Origin of the sequence: Halomonas sp. CKK8 (assembly GCF_029625235.1) — a bacterium.
GTDB lineage: Bacteria > Pseudomonadota > Gammaproteobacteria > Pseudomonadales > Halomonadaceae > Halomonas > Halomonas ventosae.
This window is the reverse complement of sequence record NZ_CP121193.1, coordinates 536277-557678: the sequence shown is the minus strand read 5'-3', so window position 1 is coordinate 557678 and position 21402 is coordinate 536277. Positions and strand designations below refer to the sequence as shown.

The 21402-nt window shown below is 67.9% G+C and carries 14 protein-coding genes; 9 read left to right on the top strand and 5 right to left on the bottom strand.

All coding sequences use genetic code 11. The annotated features are described in order from the left end of the window. The first annotated feature begins 3 nt into the window (after positions 1-3). From P8934_RS02690 to P8934_RS02675, 4 genes are read left to right on the top strand one after another with little or no spacing between them, the layout of a single operon-like run. A complete protein-coding gene (locus P8934_RS02690; RefSeq protein WP_278032805.1) occupies positions 4-1359 on the top strand; it encodes a malonyl-CoA decarboxylase in 1356 nt (451 codons plus the stop codon). After that, on the top strand, positions 1356-2873 hold the full coding sequence (locus tag P8934_RS02685; protein WP_278032804.1) for a malonyl-CoA synthase: 1518 nt from the start codon (positions 1356-1358) through the stop codon (positions 2871-2873). Before P8934_RS02690 ends, P8934_RS02685 begins: the two co-directional genes overlap by 4 nt. Positions 2874-2882: 9 nt before the next feature. Further along, positions 2883-3482, top strand: coding sequence for a 2-hydroxychromene-2-carboxylate isomerase (locus P8934_RS02680; protein WP_278032803.1), 600 nt, complete (start codon positions 2883-2885; stop codon positions 3480-3482). After that, the gene (locus P8934_RS02675) at positions 3479-4231 is read left to right on the top strand and encodes a haloacid dehalogenase type II (protein ID WP_278032802.1); all 753 of its coding nucleotides are present in this window, start codon (positions 3479-3481) and stop codon (positions 4229-4231) included. Before P8934_RS02680 ends, P8934_RS02675 begins: the two co-directional genes overlap by 4 nt. Positions 4232-4258: 27 nt before the next feature. Here the strand turns inward: P8934_RS02675 and P8934_RS02670 are convergent, their stop codons facing one another. The 3 genes from P8934_RS02670 to P8934_RS02660 all read right to left on the bottom strand — a co-directional run bounded on the left by P8934_RS02670 (position 4259) and on the right by P8934_RS02660 (position 6893). Further along, entirely contained in the window at positions 4259-4909 is a 651-nt protein-coding gene (locus P8934_RS02670; RefSeq protein WP_133635998.1) for a flavin reductase family protein, read from the bottom strand. A gap of 85 nt (positions 4910-4994) precedes the next feature. Continuing rightward, entirely contained in the window at positions 4995-5459 is a 465-nt protein-coding gene (locus P8934_RS02665) for a hypothetical protein (RefSeq protein ID WP_278032801.1), read from the bottom strand. Positions 5460-5576: 117 nt separating this feature from the next. Next, a complete protein-coding gene (locus tag P8934_RS02660; protein WP_278032800.1) occupies positions 5577-6893 on the bottom strand; it encodes a DUF2252 family protein in 1317 nt (438 codons plus the stop codon). A gap of 141 nt (positions 6894-7034) precedes the next feature. Between P8934_RS02660 and recC the strand changes: the two genes are divergently transcribed. From recC to P8934_RS02635, 5 genes are all read left to right on the top strand, one after another. Next, positions 7035-10655 carry an exodeoxyribonuclease V subunit gamma gene (gene recC / locus P8934_RS02655; protein ID WP_278032799.1) on the top strand — a complete coding sequence of 1207 codons (3621 nt, stop codon included), beginning with the start codon at positions 7035-7037 and terminating at the stop codon, positions 10653-10655. Further along, the gene (gene recB, locus P8934_RS02650) at positions 10652-14644 is read left to right on the top strand and encodes an exodeoxyribonuclease V subunit beta (protein WP_278032798.1); all 3993 of its coding nucleotides are present in this window, start codon (positions 10652-10654) and stop codon (positions 14642-14644) included. The genes recC and recB overlap by 4 nt, the downstream gene beginning before the upstream one ends. Next, a complete protein-coding gene (recD, locus tag P8934_RS02645; protein WP_278032797.1) occupies positions 14637-16865 on the top strand; it encodes an exodeoxyribonuclease V subunit alpha in 2229 nt (742 codons plus the stop codon). The genes recB and recD overlap by 8 nt, the downstream gene beginning before the upstream one ends. Before the next feature lie 230 nt (positions 16866-17095). After that, complete coding sequence (locus P8934_RS02640) at positions 17096-18112, top strand: TauD/TfdA family dioxygenase (RefSeq protein WP_278032796.1); 1017 nt, start codon at positions 17096-17098, stop codon at positions 18110-18112. A 186-nt stretch (positions 18113-18298) separates the two neighbouring features. After that, positions 18299-19492 (top strand): GGDEF domain-containing protein, encoded by a 1194-nt coding sequence (locus tag P8934_RS02635; RefSeq protein WP_278032795.1) that lies wholly within the window; start codon positions 18299-18301, stop codon positions 19490-19492. 379 nt (positions 19493-19871) lie between these two features. On the opposite strand, the gene P8934_RS02630 is transcribed toward P8934_RS02635, so the two are convergent. Next, the gene (locus tag P8934_RS02630; protein ID WP_278032794.1) at positions 19872-20462 is read right to left on the bottom strand and encodes a hypothetical protein; all 591 of its coding nucleotides are present in this window, start codon (positions 20460-20462) and stop codon (positions 19872-19874) included. Positions 20463-20719: 257 nt separating this feature from the next. Then, a complete protein-coding gene (locus P8934_RS02625) occupies positions 20720-21334 on the bottom strand; it encodes a hypothetical protein (protein WP_278032793.1) in 615 nt (204 codons plus the stop codon). Positions 21335-21402: the final 68 nt, after the last annotated feature.

Here is a 21402-nt window from a genome sequence, read left to right as displayed (position 1 = left end):
ATCATGAACATGACCTTCCTCCAGGAGATGTTCCAGTCGATCACCCAGCGCGACGCCCTGCTGCGTCGCCGCCAGGGCGACGGGACGCCGCCGGACCATCGCCGCCTGGTGGAGGCCTGCCAGCGCCTGCTGGAAAGCGATGGCGAGGCCTCGAGCATCGCCCTGGCCAGCCGTGCCCTGGGCATGTACCAGCGCCTCGCGCCGGAGGAGCGGCAGCGCTTCTTCGAGCGGCTGGCCAGCGACTTCGCCGCCGAGCCGGAACAGATCGACGCGGCCTACGCGCGCTATGCCGAGCAGCGCGACAACGCGAGCCTGGAGGCGCTTTTCGAGGCCTGCGAGCCGCGCCGCCAGGAGCTGATCCGCCGCCTCAACCTGACCAGCGGCGGTACCGTCGAGCTGGTGCGGATGCGCGAGGACCTGCTCGGCCTGCTGCGTGAGCAGCCCGAGCTCTCGGCCATCGACGCCGACTTCGCCCACCTCTTCGGCTCCTGGTTCAACCGCGGCTTCCTGATGCTCAAGCGCATCGACTGGGACACCCCGGCCTCGATACTCGAGAAGATCATCCGCTACGAGGCGGTGCACGAGATCCGCGACTGGGATGACCTGCGCCGCCGGCTGGATGCCCGCGACCGGCGCTGCTTCGCCTTCTTCCACCCGGCGATCGGCGACGACCCGCTGATCTTCGTGGAGGTGGCCCTGCACAAGGGGCTGCCGGCCCGCATCCAGCCGATCCTGGCCGGCGAGGACGTCGGCATCGACGATCCCGAACTCGCCGACACCGCCGCCTTCTTCGGCATCAGCAACTGCCAGACCGGCCTGCGCGGCATCTCCTTCGGCAACTTCCTGATCAAGCAGGTGGTCCAGGAGCTCAAGCAGGAGCTGCCCCAGCTCAAGCACTTCGTCACCCTCTCGCCGGTGCCCGGCTTTGCCCAGTGGCTGGCCGAGCGGCGCGACGACGAGACCCTGCCCGAGGCGGTGCGCGAGTCCCTGGCCGAGCTGGAGGCGCCGGCCTGGCACGAGGACGCCGAGCAGGCAGAGCGCCTGAGGGCGGTGGTCAAGCCGCTGGCCGCCCGCTACCTGGTCGAGGAGAAGAACGCCCGCGGCCTGCCGCTCAACCCGGTGGCCCGCTTCCACCTGGGCAACGGCGCCGAGCTGCACCGCATCAACTGGCTGGGCGACGTCTCGGCCAAGGGCCTCAGGCAGGCCGCCGGCCTGATGGTCAACTACCTCTACGTGCTCGACGACATCGAGCGCAACCACGAGAACTACACGGCCAACGCCACCGTGGCCCGGTCGAGCGAGGTCAAGGACCTCGTCCGCAAGGCCAGGAAGCTGGTCAAGGGAGAAACCGCCAAATGAACCAGAACCTCTTCGCCACCTTCGCCCGGCGCATGCGCGAGCGCGGCGACGCCGACTTCATCACCACCCGCGAGGGCCGCGGCTACAGCCACGCCGAGGCACTGACCGCCACCGAGCGCCTGGCCGGCGCCCTGGTCGAGCTGGGCGTGACGCCGGGCGACCGGGTGGCGGTGCAGGTGGACAAGAGCCCCGAGGCGATACTGCTCTACCTGGCCACCCTGCGCGTGGGCGGGGTCTACCTGCCGCTCAACACCGGCTACACCGGGGAGGAGATCCACTACTTCCTCGCCGATGCCGAGCCGGCGCTGTTCGTCTGTCGCCCGCAGGATGCCGAGAACGCCCGCAGCATCGCCGCCGACACCGGCTGCCCGCAGGTCGCGACTCTCGGCACGGCGGCCGACGGCAGCCTGATGGAGGCGACCGAGAAGGCCTCGCCCCATGACGCCATCGTCGAGCGCGACGACAACGACCTGGCGGCGATCCTCTACACCTCGGGCACCACCGGCCGCTCCAAGGGGGCCATGCTTACCCACCGCAACCTGGGCTCCAACGCCGCCACCCTGGTCGAGACCTGGCACTTCAGCGAGGAGGACCGGCTGATCCATGCCCTGCCGATCTTCCACACCCACGGCCTCTTCGTGGCCTGCAACGTCACCCTGATGGCCGGCTCCAGCATGCTCTTCCTGCCGAAGTTCGATGCCGACGTGATATTCGAGGAGATGCCCCGCGGCACGGTGCTGATGGGCGTGCCCACCTTCTATACCCGCCTGGTGGCCGACGCGCGCCTGACGCCGGAGGTCACCGCCAACATGCGCCTGTTCGTCTCCGGCTCGGCGCCGCTGACCGCCGAGACCCACCAGGCGTTCGAGCAGAAGACCGGCCATGCCATCCTCGAGCGCTACGGCATGACCGAGACCAACATGAACATCTCCAACCCCTACGACGGCGAGCGCCGCGCCGGCACCGTGGGCATGCCGCTGCCCGGCGTGGAGTACCGCATCACCGACCGCGAGACCCACGAGCCGGTGCCGAAGGGCGAGATCGGCATGCTGGAGATCCGCGGGCCCAACGTCTTCGTCGGCTACTGGCGGATGCCCGAGAAGACCCGCGAGGAGCTCCTCGAGGACGGCTTCTTCGTTACCGGCGACCTGGCAATGGTCGACGAGCGCGGCTACGTGCACATCGTCGGCCGCGACAAGGACCTGGTGATCTCCGGCGGCTACAACGTCTATCCCAAGGAGGTGGAGCAGGTGATCGACGAGCTCGAGGGCGTCCACGAGTCCGCGGTGATCGGCCTGCCCCACCCCGACCTGGGCGAGGGGGTGACCGCCGTGGTGGTGCCCGAACCGGGGACAAGCCTCGACGAGGCGCGGGTGCTCGACCACCTGCAGGGCCAGCTGGCCAAGTACAAGCAGCCCAAGCGGGTCTTCTTCGCCGACAGCCTGCCGCGCAACACCATGGGCAAGGTACAGAAGAACCAGCTGCGCGAGCAGTACCAGGACACCTACCGTTGAGGGGCGCCCGTGCCGACCACGATCCGCTACTACTACACCCACGTCTCGCCGTGGAGCTACCTGGGCCACGCGCGCCTCGGCGAGATCGCCGCCCGCCACGGGGCCAGCATCGACTACGTGCCGATCACCCTCGGGGCGATCTTCCCCAGGACCGGCGGGCTGCCGCTGGCCAAGCGCGCCCCGGAGCGCCAGGCCTACCGCATGGCCGAGCTCAGGCGCTGGCCACAGCGGCTGGGCATTCCCCTCAACCGGGAGCCGGCGCATTTCCCGACGGATGACCGCCCGGCGGCCCGGCTGGCGCTGGCGGCCAAGGCCCGGGGGCATGACATCGCCGAGCTGTCGCTGGCACTGATGCGCGCCTGCTGGGCCGAGGAGCGGGATATCGCCGACCCCGGGACCCTGCGCGAGATCGCCGAGGCCTGCGGGCTGGACGGCGCGGCCCTGCTGGAGGACGCCGAGAGCGAGGCGGGCCAGCGCCGCCTGGACGAGGCCTGCCAGGCGGCGCTTGCCGATGGCTGCTTCGGGGCGCCCTGGTACCTGCTCGACGGCGAACCCTTCTGGGGCCAGGACCGCCTGGAACTGCTCGAGGAGGCCCTGGAGAACAGATGATGCCGCAACCGCCTGCCGCCCTGGCCGATGTCAGGGCCCTGACCTTCGATGTCTTCGGTACCGTGGTGGACTGGCGCAGCAGCGTCATCCGCGAGGGCGAGGCGCTGGGCGAACGCCTGGGCCTGACGGTGGACTGGGCGGCCTTCGCCGACGCCTGGCGCGGCGGCTATGCGCCGGCCATGGACCGGGTGCGCCACGGCGATCTGCCCTGGACGCGCCTGGATGACCTGCACCGCATGACGCTGGACCGCCTGCTGGAGGAGTTCGGCATCAGTGATGCCCTCGACGAGGCCGAGCGGGAGCACTTCAACCGGGTCTGGCACCGCCTGGATCCCTGGCCGGACAGCGTCGCCGGGCTGGCCCGCCTGCGCGAGCGCTACGTGCTGGCCACCCTCTCCAACGGCAACGTCTCGCTGCTGGTGAACATGGCGAAGCGCGCCGGCCTGCCCTGGGACTGCGTGCTCTCGGCGGAAATCGCCGGCCACTACAAGCGCGACCCCGAGGTCTACCAGATGGCCGCCCGCCTGCTCGACCAGCCACCCAAGCGGGTCCTGATGGTCGCCGCCCACCAGGACGACCTCCAGGCCGCCCACCGCGAGGGCTTTCGCACCGCCTTCGTCCGGCGCCCCCTGGAGCACGGCCCCAATGCCACGCCCGACCTCTCGGTGGATCCGATCTTCGACCTGGTGGCCGACGACTTCCACGACCTGGTCGACCGGCTCGGCCTCCCAGCCTCCCTCGATCCTTGAGGATCGCCCCTGACCTCGCCGCGCCGGTCAGCCGCCGCGCTGCTGGCGACTCATGGCGCTGCCCGAGGCGGGGCGCTCCACCTCGAAGAGGTCGGTGCAGCGGGCGTAGTCATTGCCGGCCATGCGCCCGATGGGCCTGAGCCCCTCGGCATCCACGTGGCGGCCGTCCCACAGGGCGTCGTCGACGTGGATCGAGACCACCTCGGCGAGTACCAGGTTGCCGGCCAGTGGCTGGTCGCCGAAGCGGATGATCTCGCGCAGCCGGCAGCCAAAGGCCACCGGGGCACCGGCCACCCGCGGCACCGAGACACCGGGCATGGCGACCTTCTCCAGGCCGGCGTGAACGAACTCGTCGTCGCCGTGCTCGAGCCCCGCGCTGGTGGCGTTCATCTCCTCGACCAGCCCCTCGCCGCTGATATGCACCACGCACTCGCCTATCTCGTCGAGGTTGCGGATGGTGTCCTTGGGACTGGCGTCGCCGTCGAGCAGCGGCGAGAAGCCCAGCACCGGCGGATTGACGCTCACCACGTTGAAGAACGAGAAGGGCGCCAGGTTGGTGTTGCCCGCCGCGTCCCGGGTCGAGACCCAGGCGATGGGTCGCGGGCAGATGCTGCCCGACAGCAGGCGGTAGATCTTGCCCGGGCTCAGCCCGTGCTCCTCCAGCAGGTAGTCGCTCATGGTGTGGTCTCGCGTCAGGGGTCGGGCCCGAGAGTGTCGCCCCCTCGGGGCTCGGTTGTCCAAGGGGGCGACGTCGAGGCCTCCTTTACTCGAAGCTGGTGCAGACGGGCGCCTGCTGGGCGGGGTCGTGGGCCACCTCGAGGCTGACCGCTTCGCTGACGTTGGTGAGGGGCGCGCGCCACTGGTGGTCGACGTTCACCGGGTCGCAGCTCCCTTCGCTGCCGCCGCCGAAGTTGGAGTCGATCCAGTAGTGGACGTCGTAGAGCCGGCCCTCCTCCAGTGCACCGGGGAAGGTGAAGGAGAAGGCCGGCGGCTCCTCCGCCGCCACGGTGCCCTGTTCGGTGGCCACGACCTCGCCGGCCGCCACGTCGTAGAGCGCCACCCGGATGGCCTGGCCGCCATGGGGCGCGATGAAGGTGCCGTCGCCGCTGAAGGTGAGGTCGTGGCCCTCACTGGCCAGGGCGGGCGCCGCCGCGAGCAGCAGGCCGATGGCCAGCGGGCACGAGACTGCCTTGGCGAGGGGGGTGAAGAGAGACGTGAAGCTTGTCATGACATGCCTCCTTTCGGGACTTCTGGGTTCGACCGGCGCATGCTCCGGCCCTCTTTCCAGCATAGTCCACGGCGCCATGGCCACGGGAGGCGCCGCCCACTGCCAGCCACCAGGCACTCATGAGGGGGTATCGTCCTGCCATGTCAGGAAGGTGCGATAGTCCTGGCGCACGCAGTCGGCATAGCTGACCGCCAGGGTGGTCACCATGTCCACGCAGCGCTCGAGCCGTCCCTCGACGCAGGCACCGACGGCGCGGGCGAAACATCCGGGATCGTCGGGGCTCAGGGCGTGGGCGCCGCGCAGGTGTTCCCGGGCGAGGATGCGCCCCCACTGCCTGACCAGCTGGCGATAGGGCTTGGCGCCGTCGAGCTTGTGGGTCGGGAAGTCCTCCTTGTAGGGCGAGCGTTCGCGCACCGAGAACACCGTGTCGCCCAGGTGCAGCCAGCCCAGGTAGGGGTCGGGGTGCTCGGCGATGGCGGTGAAGGCGGCCGCGTGGCGCAGCCCCTCGTGGGGAAAGGCGCGACGCCAGGCACGCTTCTCGGCGCTGTCCATCAGCCGCCACCCCTCCGGCGGGGTCTGCTGCTTGATATCGAGGATGACGTCGTCGTGCTCGTGGTCCTGCCCGCCCTCGATCAGCACATAGAAGCGCTCGAGGCCCAGCGAGCCGGTGCCGGCATCGAGGCGCCGCGCCATGTCCTTGACGCGGAAGTGCCCCTCCTCGGCCTCACGCCAGGCACCGCCCAGGGTCTGGCGGTACTCCTCCTCGACCGCCTTGCGCAGCTGGCTGGCCAGGTGCGCCGGCAGGGTCGCCAGTTTCTCGGGGCGCTCGGCGAAGTGCCGCCCGTCATCGCTCAGCACGGTCCACTTCTCGAGCATCTTCGCCCGGCTCTTCTTCCTGCCCACCTTCTTCATGAAGGGCCCGAGCGGCCCCCTGGCGGTGGCCAGGGTCACTGCGCCGGGCACCTCACCCTCCACGTGGCCGGCCAGCTCGTCGTGGTAGCTGGTGACCAGCGCCTTCAGCGCCTTGCGAACGGCCTTGCCGGACAGGCCCGTATTCTCCCGGGCATCCAGCACCAGGCTGATGGCCAGGCGCCACAGGTCGTACTGGTAGTCGGCGATCATGGCGTCGTCGAAGTCGTCCATGCCGTAGCGCACGGCGTCGTCATGGTGGCCATAGGCGCCGAAGTTGTAGGCATGGGCGTCGCCCTGCAGCCAGGTCTGGGTCTCCGGCAGGCCGCCGAACAGCGCGAAGCGCCAGTCGTGCCAGACGTCCCGCCAGTAGAGGTGGTTGGTGCCGCGGAAGAAGCGATAGGGCGACTCGGCGAGCTTGGCGTACTTGGCGGCCCGGTCCTGGTCGGTGAGCGAGGCATTGGCCGCACGGATCTCGTCGAGGACCTGGCGGGCGCGATGGTGGCGGGTCAGCGGTTGGGTCATGTCGGGATTCCCTTCGTCAGCGGGCGCGAGGGCCAGTCAAACAGGCCCCCGGGAAAGTGACAAGGACGCAGGGCAACCCGCGCCCCGCGAATATGGCACCATTGAGAAGACCGCTCCGGCACCCAGCGAAGGAACCGCGCCATGCCCGCCCTCGACGACGACGCCTCCCTGCAGCCCGGCTTCATGGTGATCCATGGCAATCGCCTGGAGGCCCTGCGCGGCCTGGCGGTGGAGTGGATGCGCCGCCACCCGCTGGGGCCGCTGGAGAACGAGACGATCCTGGTGCAGAGCAACGGCATCAGCCAGTGGCTCAAGCTGGCGCTGGCCGAGGACCGCGCCCACGGCGGTGCCGGCATCGCCGCCGCCCTGGACGTGACCCTGCCGGCGCGCTTCCTGTGGCAGGCCTACCGGGCCGTGCTCGGGGAGGCGCAGGTGCCGCCGGTCTCGCCCTTCGACAAGCCGCGCCTGGTGTGGCGACTGATGCGCCTGCTGCCCGCCCTGCTCGGCTCGCCGACCTTCGCGCCCCTGGCACGCTTCCTGGAAGACGACGACGACCTGCGCAAGCGCCACCAGCTGGCCGAGCGGCTGGCCGACCTCCTCGACCAGTACCAGGTCTACCGCGCCGACTGGCTGGCGGCCTGGGCGGCGGGCGAGGACGTGATCCTGACCGCCCGCGGCGAGGCGCGTCCGCTGGCCGAGGAGCAGCGCTGGCAGGCCGAGCTGTGGCGTGCACTGCGCGATGACATCGGCCCCGAAGGCCTGGCCTCCAGCCGTGCGGCGGTGCACGAGCGCTTCCTCGAGGCATGCCAGGCGCTGTCCCCAGAACGCCGGCCCCCGGGCCTGCCGCGCCGGGTGATCGTGTTCGGCATCTCCTCGCTGCCCGCCCAGACCCTGGAGGCGCTGGCCGCCATGGCGCGGGTCAGCCAGGTGCTGCTCTGCGTGCACAACCCCTGCCGCCACTACTGGGCGGACATCATCGAGCACAAGGAGCTTCTACGGGCCGAGCGTCGGCGCCAGCAGCGCCGACCCGGCATGCCGGCGGACCTCGCCGAGACCGAGCTGCACCTGCACGCCCAGCCGCTGCTGGCCGCCTGGGGCAAGCAGGGCCGCGACTACCTGCGCCTGCTGGACGGGTTCGACGAGCAGCAGGCCTACCGTGGCCTGTTCGAGGGCGAGGCGCTGCGCATCGATCTCTTCGACTCCCCACTCGGGGAAGCTCCACAAGAGGCCGAGCCCAGCCTGCTGCGCCAGCTGCAGGACGACATCCTGGAGCTGCGCCCGCTCGCCGAGACCCGCGAGGCCTGGCCCGCCGTGGACCCGGCCCGCGACCGCTCGCTGCGCTTCCAGGTCGCCCACAGCGCCCTGCGTGAGGTGGAGATCCTCCACGACCAGCTGCTCGACGCCTTCAGCGAGGACCCGACCCTCAAGCCCCGCGACATCCTGGTGATGGTGCCCGACGTCGACCAGTACGCCGCGGCGGTGCAGGCGGTGTTCGGTCGCCTCGATGCCGACGACCCGCGCCATATCCCCTTCACCCTCTCCGACCAGGCCAGCCGCCACCGCCTGCCGCTGCTGATCGCCCTGGAATCGCTGCTGCGCCTGCCGGAGCTGCGCCTCTCGGTGAGCGACCTGCTCGACCTGCTGGAGGTGCCGGCCATCCGCGCCCGCTTCGGCATCCCCGAGGGCGGCCTGCCCACCCTGCGCCGCTGGATCGAGGGCGCCGGCATCCGCTGGGGCCTCGACGCCCGCCAGCGCCAGAGCCTCGACCTGCCGGAAGGCCTCACCGCCAACACCTGGGCCTTCGGCCTGCGCCGGCTGCTGCTCGGCTATGCGGTGGGCGATGCCGCCGAGGGCCACTGGCAGGGCATCGAGCCCTATGACGACATCGGCGGTCTGGAGGCGGCGCTGGCCGGCCCCCTGGTGTCACTCATCGACACCCTGGAGGCCCAGTGGCGGCGGCTGGCCGAGCCCTGCGACGTGGCCAGCTGGGGCGAGCGGCTGCGCGAGATGCTTGCGGCCTGCTTCCTGGCCGAGGCCGACCAGGACCTGATGGCGCTGACCCGCCTGGAGCAGGCGCTGGAGGCCTGGCAGGAGAGTGCCGAGGAGGCCGGGCTCAGCGAGCCCCTGCCGCTCTCGGTGGTACGCGAGCACTGGCTTGCCCAGGTGGACGAGGCGAGCCTCTCCCAGCGCTTCCTGGCCGGGGCGGTGAATATCGCCACCCTGATGCCGATGCGGGCCATCCCCTTCCGCCATGTCTGCCTGCTGGGCATGAACGACGCCGACTACCCCAGGGTGCAGCGCCCGCTGGACATCGACCTGATGGCCCAGGATTACCGCCCCGGCGACCGCTCGCGCCGCGAGGACGACCGCTACCTCTTCCTCGAGGCGCTGCTCTCGGCCCGCGACCGGCTGAGCATCAGCTGGGTGGGGCGCAGCATCATCGACAACAGCGAGCAGCCGCCCTCGGTGCTGCTCGGCCAGCTGCGTGACCACCTGGCCCGGGGCTGGCGGCTGGCCGGAAAGGCAGACGATACCGACGGCAAGGCGCTGCTGGCGGCGCTGACCACCGAGCACCCGCTGCAGCCGTTCAGCGTCGAGTACTTCCGCGAAGGATCCCACCTTGCCACCTATGCCCACGAGTGGCGCGAGCTGCACCGCCCCGGTGCCGAGCCTGCGAAGGCCCCGGCGGCGGAGCCGCCGATGGCCCCCTTCCGGCAGGAGAGCCCGCTGACCCTGGCCCAGCTGGGCAACTTCCTCAAGGCCCCAGTGCAGGCCTTCTATACCACCCGGCTCAAAGTCTTCCTGGAGATTGATGCCATGGAGCGCCTCGACCATGAGCCCTTCACCCTGGACGGCCTCGACCACTGGCAGCTGCAGCATGCGCTGATCGAGGCGAGCCGCGCGGCGGTGGAGGCCGGCGAGCCCCATGAGCCCGCCATGCTGGCCACCCTGGAGCGCCTCGAGCGCCAGGGGCGGCTGGCCATGGGCGGCTTCGCCGAGCAGATGCGCGACAAGCTCGTCGAGCCCATGGACACCCTCTTCACCGACTACCGTCAGGTGCTCGAGGCGTGGCCCCACGCCATGGACGAGCCGCTCGGCGTCTCGCTGGACCTGCCGGGAGCGCTGGGCGAGGGCCTGGCCCTGGAGGACTGGCTGGGCGAGCTGCGCGTCAACGACGCCATGGAACGCTGCCGGGTGCTGCTCACCACCAGCAGCCTGGTCAAGAAGAGCAAGTACCAGTGGCGGCACTGGCTTACCCCCTGGGTGGCCCACCTGGCCGGCCAGCTGGAGGGGCCCATGACCACGCGGCTGCTCTCCCGCGCCGGCGGCGGCACCTTGGCCCCGCTCCCCGCCGAGCAGGCCCGCGCGCACCTGGCCGATATCGCCGCGGCCTGGCAGCACGGTATGGCCGCGCCCCTGCCGCTGGCCCGGGACACCGCCTTTGCCTGGCTGGAGAAGGGCGGCACGCCCCAGGCCATGCAACGCTGCCTCGCCGGCAAGGCCAGCGAGGAGGACGCCAAGGCCTGGAAGGCGCTGGACACCGCCTTCCACGGCAGCGGCTTCAATGGCGACCATGGCGAGCGCGGCCGCGACGCCTACCTGATGCGCCAGTGGCCGGAGCTCGAGGCGCTGGTCCAGTCGCCGGAAGGTGGCGGCTTAGCGGAGCTGGCCGAGCGGCTCTACGCCCCGCTATTGCAGGCGGTACGCAAGCCGAAGGAGAAGAAGGGCAATAGCGGCAAGGGCAAGGGAGGCAAGGCATGAGCGCACAGGACCGGACGCCCCCGACCCTCGACCCGATCCACATGCCGCTCACCGGCAGCCGGCTGATCGAGGCCAGCGCCGGCACCGGCAAGACCTTCACCATCGCCCTGCTCTACGTGCGACTGGTGCTGGGCCCGCGGGACGAGGCCGACGCCGAGAGCTTCCCCCGCGCCCTCACCCCGCCGGAGATCCTGGTGGTGACCTTCACCAACGCCGCCACCCGCGAGCTGCGCGACCGCATCCGCGCCCGGCTGGTGGAGGCTGCGGATGCCTTTCTGGCGGAAGAGAGCAAAGACGAAGCGCCGGGAAAAGGCCCATCCATGGGAGCCACATCAGAAGGCGAGATCGACGACCTCTTCGCCGAACCGCCAGTGGATAACTCAACGACGGTGGACAAGTCGGGCGGCGATCCGCCGGGCGGCGACCCGCTGCTCGCCCTGCGCGACAGCTACCCCCGCGAGCGCTGGCCCGCCTGCGCCCGCCGCCTGCAACTCGCCGCCGAGTGGATGGACGAGGCCGCGGTCTCCACTATCCACTCCTGGTGCCACCGCATGCTGCGCGAGCATGCCTTCGAGAGCGGCAGCCTCTTCTCCCTGGAGATGAACCTCGACCAGTCGGAGCTCGAGCTCGAGGTCGCCCGGGACTACTGGCGCAGCTTCTACTACGCCCTGGACGCCGAGGCCCTGGCGGTGGTCACCCGCTACTGGGAGACCCCGGACGCCCTGGCCGAGGACGTGCGCCGCCTGCAGGGCGATGCCGACCTGCTGCCCGATGCCCCGCCCCCTGCCGGGGCACTTGCCACCATGCAGGCCGAGCGCGCGCAGGTGCTCGCCGAGCTCAAGGCGCCCTGGCCCGCCTGGCTGGATGAGCTCGCCGAGCGGCTGGAGACGGCCGCCGCCGCCAAGGCCTTCGACCAGCGCAAGCTCAACAGCCGCAGCCGTGCCGACTGGCTGGCGAAGCTGCGCGATTGGGCCCAGGACCCCGAGCTCGCCACCCCGGCGCTGACCGATACCGCCTGGAAGCGCCTGACGCCGGAGGGCATGGCCGAGATCTGGCAGCAGGGCGAGCCGCTGGACCACCCGGCCCTGCATGCCCTGGCCGAGCTGCCGGCACGGCTCGAGGCCCTGCCCGACGCCCACGCCGACCTGCTGGCCCACGCCGTGCACTGGATGGCCGAGCGCCGTGAGCGCATGCAGCAGCGCCGCGCCGAGCTCGGCCCCGACGACCTGCTCGAGCGCCTCGACCGCGCCTTCGAGGGCCCCGCCGGCAAGGCGCTGGCGGCCCACGTGCGCCGCCAGTTCCCGGTGGCCCTGGTGGACGAGTTCCAGGACACCGACCCGGTGCAGTACCGGCTCTTCGACCACGTCTACCGGCTGGCCCAGGCGCCGGATCCCGAGGACCCCAGCGCCGTGCTGCTGATCGGCGATCCCAAGCAGGCGATCTACGCCTTCCGCGGCGCCGACATCCACACCTACCTGCAGGCGCGACGCGACACCGCCGGGCGCCACGTCACCCTGGGCACCAACTTCCGCTCGGCCACCGCCATGGTCGAGGCCGTCAACCGGGTGTTCCGCTTCGCCGAGGCCCACCCCGCCGGCCGCGGCGCCTTCCTGTTCCGCTCATCCGAGGGGGACAACCCGGTGCCCTTCCTGCCGGTGGCCGCGAAAGGGAGAAAGGACACCCTGACCCGCGACGGCGAGCCGCTGCCGGCCATGACGCTGTGGCACTTGACGGGCGGGCACCTTGAGTCCGGGAGCGACGCGGCTGAAGGCATGAGCAAGGGCGCCTACTTCAAGGAGATGGCCGCACGCTGCGCCACCCGGATGGCCGAGCTGCTGCGCGAGGGCCAGGCCGGGCGAACCGGCTTCGGCGAGCCTGGCGAGCCTTTCCGGCCCCTCAAGCCGTCTGATCTCGCCGTGCTGGTCAACAACGCGAACGAGGCCAGGGCGATCCGCGGCGCGCTGCTCGAGCGCGGCATCAAGAGCGTCTACCTCTCCGACAAGGAGGGGGTGTTCGAGACCCCGGCGGCCCTGGAGCTGGAAGTGTGGCTGGCCGCCTGCGCCGAGCCCGACAGCGAGCGGCGCCTGCATGCGGCGCTGGCCATGCCGAGCCTCGGCATGGGCCTCCACGACCTTGACGCCCTGCAGCACGACGAGCTGGCCTGGGAGGAGCGGGTGCTGCAGTTCCGGGCTTACCACCGCCAGTGGCAGCGCCAGGGCGTGCTGCCCATGCTGCACCGGCTGCTGGCCGACTTCGCCGTGCCCACCCGGCTGCTCAGGAGCGCCAGCGGGGAGCGTCACCTCACCGACCTGCTGCACCTGGGCGAGCTGCTGCAGCAGGCCAGCGCCGAGCTGGACGGCGAGCACGCCCTGCTGCGCCACCTCAGCGAGGCGCGCAGCCAACCGCCGGCGCAGGCCGATACCCACCGCCTGCGCCTGGAGAGCGATGCCGACCTGGTGCAGGTGATCACCATCCACAAGTCCAAGGGGCTGGAGTACCCGCTGGTCTTCCTACCCTTCATCTGCGCCTTCCGCGAGAAGAAGGCCACCGACCTGCCGCTCACCTGGCACGATGCGGCGGGCCGGCGCCACCTCTCGCTGGAGGCCGACGAGACGGTGCTGGCCCGCGCCGACGACGAGCGCCTCGGCGAGGACCTGCGCAAGCTCTATGTGGCCCTGACCCGCGCCCGCCACGCCACCTGGCTGGGCATCGCCCCGCTCAAGGGGCTGGAGCGCAGCGCCATCGGTCAGGTGCTCACCGCGGGCGCGCCGCTCACACCGGATGGCCTGCTGGATGCGCTCTTCCCCCTCGTCCAGGGGGCAGAAGAGACGGAGCTGGCGGTGGCGCCAGCGCCCGAGCCCGACGATCGGGTGGTGCCCATCGAGGCCAACGACGAGGCCCTACGCGAGGCGCTCACCCCCGCCCGCCGCGCCCGGGAGCACTGGTGGATCGCCAGCTACTCGGCGCTGCGGCCGGGCGTCGAGCGCATCGGCGGGGAGGAAGCGCCAGGAACGGCTCAATTGAGAGAGCCCGAGTCCGCGCTCTCCATGGACGAGCCCGGAACGGCGCTCTTGATGGAGCCCGAGACCGCGCTTTCCATGGAAGAGCCCCCCCTTCTGGAAGAACCTGAAAGCGCTCTTGAAGCCACCGCGCGGGAGATGCGCGACGAGCCCCAGGACCCGGCACAGCCTGTCCAGCAGGCGAGTGATGGTTCACTCCACCGCTTCCCCCGCGGCCCGGCGGCCGGCACCTTCCTGCACGGCCTGCTGGAATGGGCCGGGCACGAGGGCTTCGCGCGGCTGGCCGCCGAGCCCGAGCGCCTGGATGACACCCTGGCGCGGCGCGCCAACCTGCGCGGTTGGCGCGAGCGCATCCCGGCGCTGCAGGCCTGGCTGCGTGGCCTGCTGGAAAGCGAGCTGCCGGTGCCGAACGCCCCGGAAGGACCAGTGGCACCGCTGCGCCTCGACCGGCTGGAGAGCGCTCACTACCAGGTGGAGCTGGAGTTCTGGTTCGCCGCCCACCGGGTCGACACCGGCCGCCTGGACGCCCTCGTGAGCGCTCACACACTGGGCGGCGCCGCCCGCCCGGCGCTGGAGCGCGACCGGCTCAATGGCATGCTCAAGGGCTTCATCGACCTGGTGGTGGAGCACGAGGGGCGCTTCTACGTGCTCGACTGGAAGTCCAATCACCTGGGCCGCGACGACGAGGCCTACTCCGAGGCGGCCATGGCGGAGGGGGTCCGCGAGAAGCGCTACGACCTGCAGTACTGCCTCTACCTGCTGGCCCTGCACCGCCTGCTCCAGGCGCGGCTGCCGGACTACGACATCGACCGCCACCTGGGCGGCGCGCTCTACGTCTTCCTGCGCGGCCAGCACGCGCCCTCCCGTGGCGTGCACCGCGAGCGCCCACCCCGCCAACTGATCGAAGCACTGGACGCCCTGTTCCGCGACGCCCAGCACGTCACGACAAAGGAGCCCAGCCATGAGTGACCACCCACACACCGATGAGGCCGCCACCGCCGAGGCCCTGCACAAGACCGAGGCGCTGTTCACCCTGCTCGACCGCTGGGTGGCCCGCGGCTGGCTGCGCGCCCTGGACCGCGCCTTCGCCGCCTTCCTGGCCCGCGAGGTGCCGGACGCCCCCGCCCCGCTGCTGCTGGCCGCGGCGCTGGCCAGCCACCAGCTCGGCCGCGGCCATGTCTGCCTGGACCTCGAACGGACCCTGGCCGAGCCCGACCTGGCGCTCTCGCTGCCGCCGGAGGGTGACAGCCTGGAGGACCCGCCACCGCGGCCCAGCCAGCTGCTCGGCGAGCTGGCGCTGGCCGACTGGCAGGAAGCACTCACTCACCCGCTTGTCATCGGCCACGGCCCCGGCAATACCCCGCTGGTGCTAGACGGCACCCGGCTCTACCTGCGCCGCTACTGGCACCACGAGCGCTCGATCCAGCAGCATATCGCCGCCCGGCTGGAAAGCGGTTCCTACAGTAGGAACAAGGCTGAGTCAGGCGAAGGCGCCGACAGGCAGGCAATGGACCTCGACGCTCTCTCCCAGGCCCTGGCTGCCCTCTTCCCCTCGAGCGAGACCCTGGACTGGCAGAAGGCCGCCTGCGCACTGGCCGCCCGCTCGCCTTTCGCGGTGATCACCGGCGGTCCCGGCACCGGCAAGACCACCACCGTGGTCAAGCTGCTCGCCCTGCTGCAGACCCTGGCGCTGGGCAGCGGACATCGAGCGCTGCGCATCCGCCTGGCCGCCCCCACCGGCAAGGCCGCCGCGCGCCTCAACGAATCCATCGCCGGACAGGTCAGCTCCCTGCAACTGGATGGCCTGGCCACCCTGTGGGAGCGATGTTCACATCGCGATAGCGGTGTCGAGGCACTTCGCCAGGCGATTCCGACGGAAGTCACCACCTTGCACCGGCTGCTGGGCTCGCGCCCCGACACTCGCCACTTCCGCCACAACGCCCGCCACCCGCTGCCGCTGGACGTGCTGGTGGTGGACGAGGCCTCCATGGTCGACGTGGAGATGATGGCCGCCCTGCTCGATGCCCTGCCTCCCCGTGGGCGCCTGGTGCTGCTGGGCGACAAGGACCAGCTCGCCTCGGTGGAGGCCGGTTCCGTGCTGGGCGACCTGTGCGCGCGCGCCGAGGGCGGCCACTACACGCCCGAGACCGCCGACTGGCTCGCCGCGGCCACCGGCCAGGCGCTGCCCGCGGAGATGCTCGACGCCGAGGGTGCCCCGCTGGACCAGGCCATCGCCATGCTGCGCGTGAGCCACCGCTTCGATGCCGAGAGCGGCATCGGCCAACTGGCCGGCGCCGTCAACCGCGAGGCCCCGGGCAGGGAGAAGCGCGCCGCCATTCGGGAGGTGCTCGGCCACGGCTATGCCGACCTCTCGCACCTCAAGCTCGAGACCGACCACGACCGGAAGCTGGAGCGGCTGGTGGTCTCGGGCCACGCCGCGGGCTTCCCTGATCGAGGAAAGAGCCGCGGCGAGGGCCGCACGCTGCGCGGCCGGCCGCTGCCGCCACCGGTGGGCTATCGCCACTACCTGGAGGTCATGAAGGCCGCCGCGCCGCAGGCGGGAGCGGATGGCGAGATCGACCGCGAGGCCCTGGATGACTGGGCCCGCGCGGTGCTCGCCGCCCACGGCCAGTTCCAGCTGCTCTGCGCGCTGCGCCGCGGCCCCTGGGGCGTGGAGGGGCTCAACGAGCGCATCCGCGTCGCGCTGGAGAAGGAAGGACTGATCGACACCGGCGAGGGCCGCCGGCTCTGGTACCCCGGCCGCCCGGTGCTGGTGACGAGCAACGACTACGGGCTGGGGCTGATGAACGGCGATATCGGCATCACCCTGGCGCTGCCGCAGCCGGCAAGCCCAAGCGGTGACGCAAGACGCGGCCCCGCGCTGCGCGTGGCCTTCCCCGCCGGCGATGGCAGCGGCCAGATCAAGTGGGTGCTGCCCAGCCGCCTGCAGGCGGTGGAGACGGTCTACGCCATGACGGTACACAAGTCCCAGGGCTCGGAGTTCACCCACACCGCCCTGCTGCTCCCCGACGCCCCCAACCCGATCCTCACGCGGGAGCTGGTCTACACCGGCATCACCCGCGCCAGGCACTGGCTCACCCTGGTGGAGACCGGGCGCGGCCAACTGCTGGATGCCGTGGAGCGGCAAGTCATGCGGGTAAGCGGGCTCGGGGGGTCGTCAGCGCGGTGACCTCAGCCAGCGGCCGGTAGAGATCCGTGATGAAGCACTGATGCATCATCGCCAGGCGCTGCGGCACACCTGACCCGCGTTTGGAAAACGGGGTTGTCTCTGCCAGCATGATCCGCCCATACATCCTGTGCTCGGATGACGGCGCTGCCTTCCTGGCGCACCCTGCTGCACTGACGCTCTCGGCGGCGCGGTCATCCTTCTTGCAGCGAGCTGAACCACAGGAGGCCCGCATGAAACCCCGTCAATCGACGCTACCCCCCCTGGATCCGTCACGCGTTGCCACGATCGAGGCATTCGGTGGAACCATCACCCCGCTGGATCCCCTGGGGGCGCAGGTAGAGGGCATCGACTTGTCATCCAGGGACGCGCCGCCGCCCGAGGTTCTCAAAGCACTGGAGCACGAGATGGCGAACCGCGGGTTTCTTGTTTTCAAGAACGAGAAGCCATTGGATGCCGACGATTTTCTCCGGGCCAGCTGTTGGTGGGGCGGCAGGGAATTGCACAGCACTCATGGCGTCCATCCGGCGACGCCTGGCGGCAATCAACATATCTTCCGCCTGTCGAACGATCAGCGTCACGGCATCCCGGGTGTGGGACCGCAATGGCACAATGATGGCAGCTTCAACGCGGACACCTTTTCGCACTCGGGCTACCACATCATTCGACCGGCCGAAAAAGGCGGAGGGACCTACTTCGCCCATCAGGGTGCCGCCCATGATGCGCTCCCGGAGGATCGAAAGGAGTACTGGAGCCGTCTTTCCTCGGTGAACTCCGCGTCGGGCGTCGTTCACCCCGTGGTGCATGAGCATCCCATCTCCGGTCGCAAGTGCATCTGGTTGCATCTGGGCATGACAGGGGCGGTGATTGAAAAGCTGCCCGATGAAGATGCCTTTCGCCTGTTGAATGCCGACGAAATGAAACGGCTCTGTCATGAATACAACGACATCCTGAATGCCGGGCTGGAGGACGGATACGCCACCGCCTACGAGTACCAGGAAAACGACTGCGTATTCATCGACAACCTCGCCGTTGCGCATCGGGCGGCGCCCGAGGCCCATTTTCCCGTCGAGGAGCAGGGCTTGCGGATCATGCACCGCAGCACCGTTCGCGGCATGCAAGACCTGGCGCCGGGATTCGGGCTGCCGCAACACGTCGATATTCAGGGGCCCAATCCATTGGGCGAAGGGGTCTGGAAAGGCGGTGGTATCGGCTTTCGATGGGAAGATGGCATTCCCATGCAGAACTGAGCGACGCGGTGGCGCAACGGGTCGGCGGACCGGGAGCCGGATGAGCGTTGGCACCCGCCCATTTTACCGCCACCTTGTATCACTTATATTACATCAGGCCGGCAGGAGGGATGCTCACCCCAAACGCCAGAACGGTGAAGTCTTCTATAACTACTGGACGGGGAGAGTCGGCCTTTGTCGTCACCCATGACAAGCCAACGTTTGAACCGGCTGACCGGTCAGTTTCTCGAGCCAGGCAGGGAAGCGATATATCGCCAGGACATCGCGCCCAGGGTGCGGCTCGAGTCCGGCCTGGCGATCTGCGTGGCGGCCCTGGTCTTCGGCATGTTTGCCATTTCCGACTACCACTACACCGGCGTGAGCACGGAGCTCACCCTGCTGCTCGCCATGCGCCTGGTGGTGGTGGTCTCCTGCCTGGTGCTGGCGTTCCTGATCGGTCGCGCCGGCGACTATAGCCGCCGGGGGTGGCTGCACGCCCTGCCGCTCTGGATACTGGCGACGGGCATCATCCTGATCATTCCCTTGCGCCCCGAGAGCCTCTCCACCCAGGTCACCGCTGTGGTAGTCGCCACCATGGCCTTCTACCTGCTGATCCCCAACCTGCTGCCCGTGGTGGCCACCGCCAGCCTCTACCTGAGCCTGGGCTTCCTGGCCGCGGCGGTGGTGGTGGCGGACATTCCCGCCGTGGTGGCCCTGCGCATCTCGCTGCTGCTGATCATGACCAATGCCGTGGGCTTCTTCGCCCTGCTGCGCCTGGAAAAGCTACAGCGAAAGCAGTTCGCGCTGCTGCAGGAAGAGCGTGTCCAGAACCAGCAGATGGCCGAGGAAATCTCTCACCGCAAGTCGCTGGAAGCCCAGCTGCGCCGGGTCGCCGAACGGGATGGTCTGACGGGCCTGGACAGTCGCGGTCATTTCATGACGCGAGCCGAGGCGCTGCTGCGGCGCGCGCGGCATGAAAAGGCGCCCTTCAGCCTGTTCATGATCGACGTGGATCACTTCAAGGCCATCAACGATACCTGGGGGCACAGCCAGGGCGATCGGGTGCTGGCCGCGATCGCGGAGACCTGCAAGCGATCCCTCCGCCCCCAGGACGTGATCGGGCGTTTCGGCGGCGAGGAGTTCATCGTGGCCCTGCCGGAGACCCACCTGAAGGACGCACAAATGGTGGCGGAACGCCTGCAGCGGAAGGTCGCCGAGCTGCCGGCGAGGGAGGAGATGCCCGACCACCGACTCACCGTCACCATCGGCATCGCCGGGGTCCTCGACGAGCAAGCCGGCCTGGACGCCCTGATCAACCAGGCGGACCAGGCCCTCTATGCCGGCAAGCACGGCGGAAGGAACCGGGTCGTGATGAGTCACGAAGGGAGAACCGAGGCTTGATGGGGGAAGATGCTGCTCCTCGACGCCACCAACCTGATCCTCACACGGGAGCTGATCGTAACCGGCATCACTCACGCCCGCCACTGACTCACCTTTGTCGAAACAGGCCGAGGCCAGCTGCTGGATTAGGTGGAGAGAAAAATGATATAGATGAGTGAATTGGGGAGTGCATTGATAAATACTCAGGATTACATCTACTCTATAAAAGGACCTGAAGGAAGTGATGACTTTCCCTTCCTTGTTATAGGTAAGACTCCACAATCACCAGAGAAGAACCCTAAAAAACGGCGAAAAGCACTATTTAATCATAGGGACCCAAGGAGAGAGATATGTCAGCCAATCGCCATCCGCGAACGGACAAAATGTTACTGAAAAATTATTAAGCTATTGGCCTCTTTCCTTTCGTAACGGGAGACTTCACTTTCTCAAGGTATTGCACAAACTCGTCAATGCACGGATATATAGCAGCACCCCCTATTGCTTTCCTGAAATTTTTCAGTAAATATATATCCTTTTCTGGCGAAACAAGATCTCGAAATTGCTCTTCAAGCATTTCTTTATCAGCAATATTATTGTTCCATGCGCTTAAAATAACCTCAAGGGAATTTAAATAGTTTATCACCTCCCACCTTAATGCAGACGACTGCTCGACTGTTAGCTCATAATCTTTACTCTCATTATCAAAATCACCATTAAGCGCCGCTTTCAATAACGGAACATACTTACTTTTAACCGGGAATGGCTCTTGGGAAAACAACTGCTTAGCTTGCTCTTCAGTAAACTCATCAACCAGTTTCCTAGCAGCAGTTGAGTGCTGAGTTAAATTTTGAACCCAGCTTTCCAACAGAGTAATTGAAAGCTGCCTGCGTGAGCGCTCATGATCTCCTCTAAACTGCAAGTAACCCATAACAATCGTTCCAGCAGCAACTACGCTAGAAATCGCCACAACCCAATTTAAAAAAAGTGTCATCACGCCCCCTTAATATCAAAATTATAATTGGGAAAAGCCCTAGAGAAATCCCCACAAATGTAGGCCATCGGTAGCTTTATCCCTGCCCCCTGACTTCCTCCCAAAGGGTTAATTGAGGCTATTTCCAAGAAGAACAAGGGGCAGCCCTGGCACGATGAGACGAAGCCATTTCAGGCCCAAACGCCTACCCATAGCTCACTCCAGAGTCGAGAAATACTGCTCTGAGGTAAAAATCTTAAAAGCCTGGATCCAGCACCTCAATTTCCAGACTCCACATTATTTTTAGCAATTATGTCGAGAGACGATGCAATGCTAGCCAAGTTTCCATCCACCTTATGCAATGTTGTCACATTAACACCTCCCAAAGCATCGACAATAGCTTGCCCAGCGCTAGTTCTAGTCGGCATCTTCCCAAGATGAGAAACACTCAAGACACTTAACTCCTTGCGCCTCCTAACAAAACCAAATGGATTCGTGTAGGAATAACGAACTTCTACTTCTAATTTTTCTCCAACACGGCTAGACAACCCGCCGTATTGGCCTCCATCAAAAACGAACACCTGACCCGCAGCAATAGCAGGAAGGCCATCTCCTAACACCTCATCCCCATCATCATCGGCCTTTCCGATTCCGAAACACTTTATCGGCAATGGCTGAGAAAAAACCACATTCTTAGCCATACCGCCACCAACGTTCTCAACAACTAAATCAATAAAAGTCTGCAAGTCTTTGTTAGGGCGGTAGTAGACGAGAATATGCGGCCGCATTTGCCTCACAAGAGAAATATACGCAACAGAAACTGCCATTAAAGTAACTAGCGGACTAAGCACATAGAACAAAGTTTGAATCATCACCACTACCTCACTACTCACAAGCACCACCTAAACCAGCAATCAAAAAGACAAATTTGAGAATTTTGCCTAAGCCAACGGAAATTGGG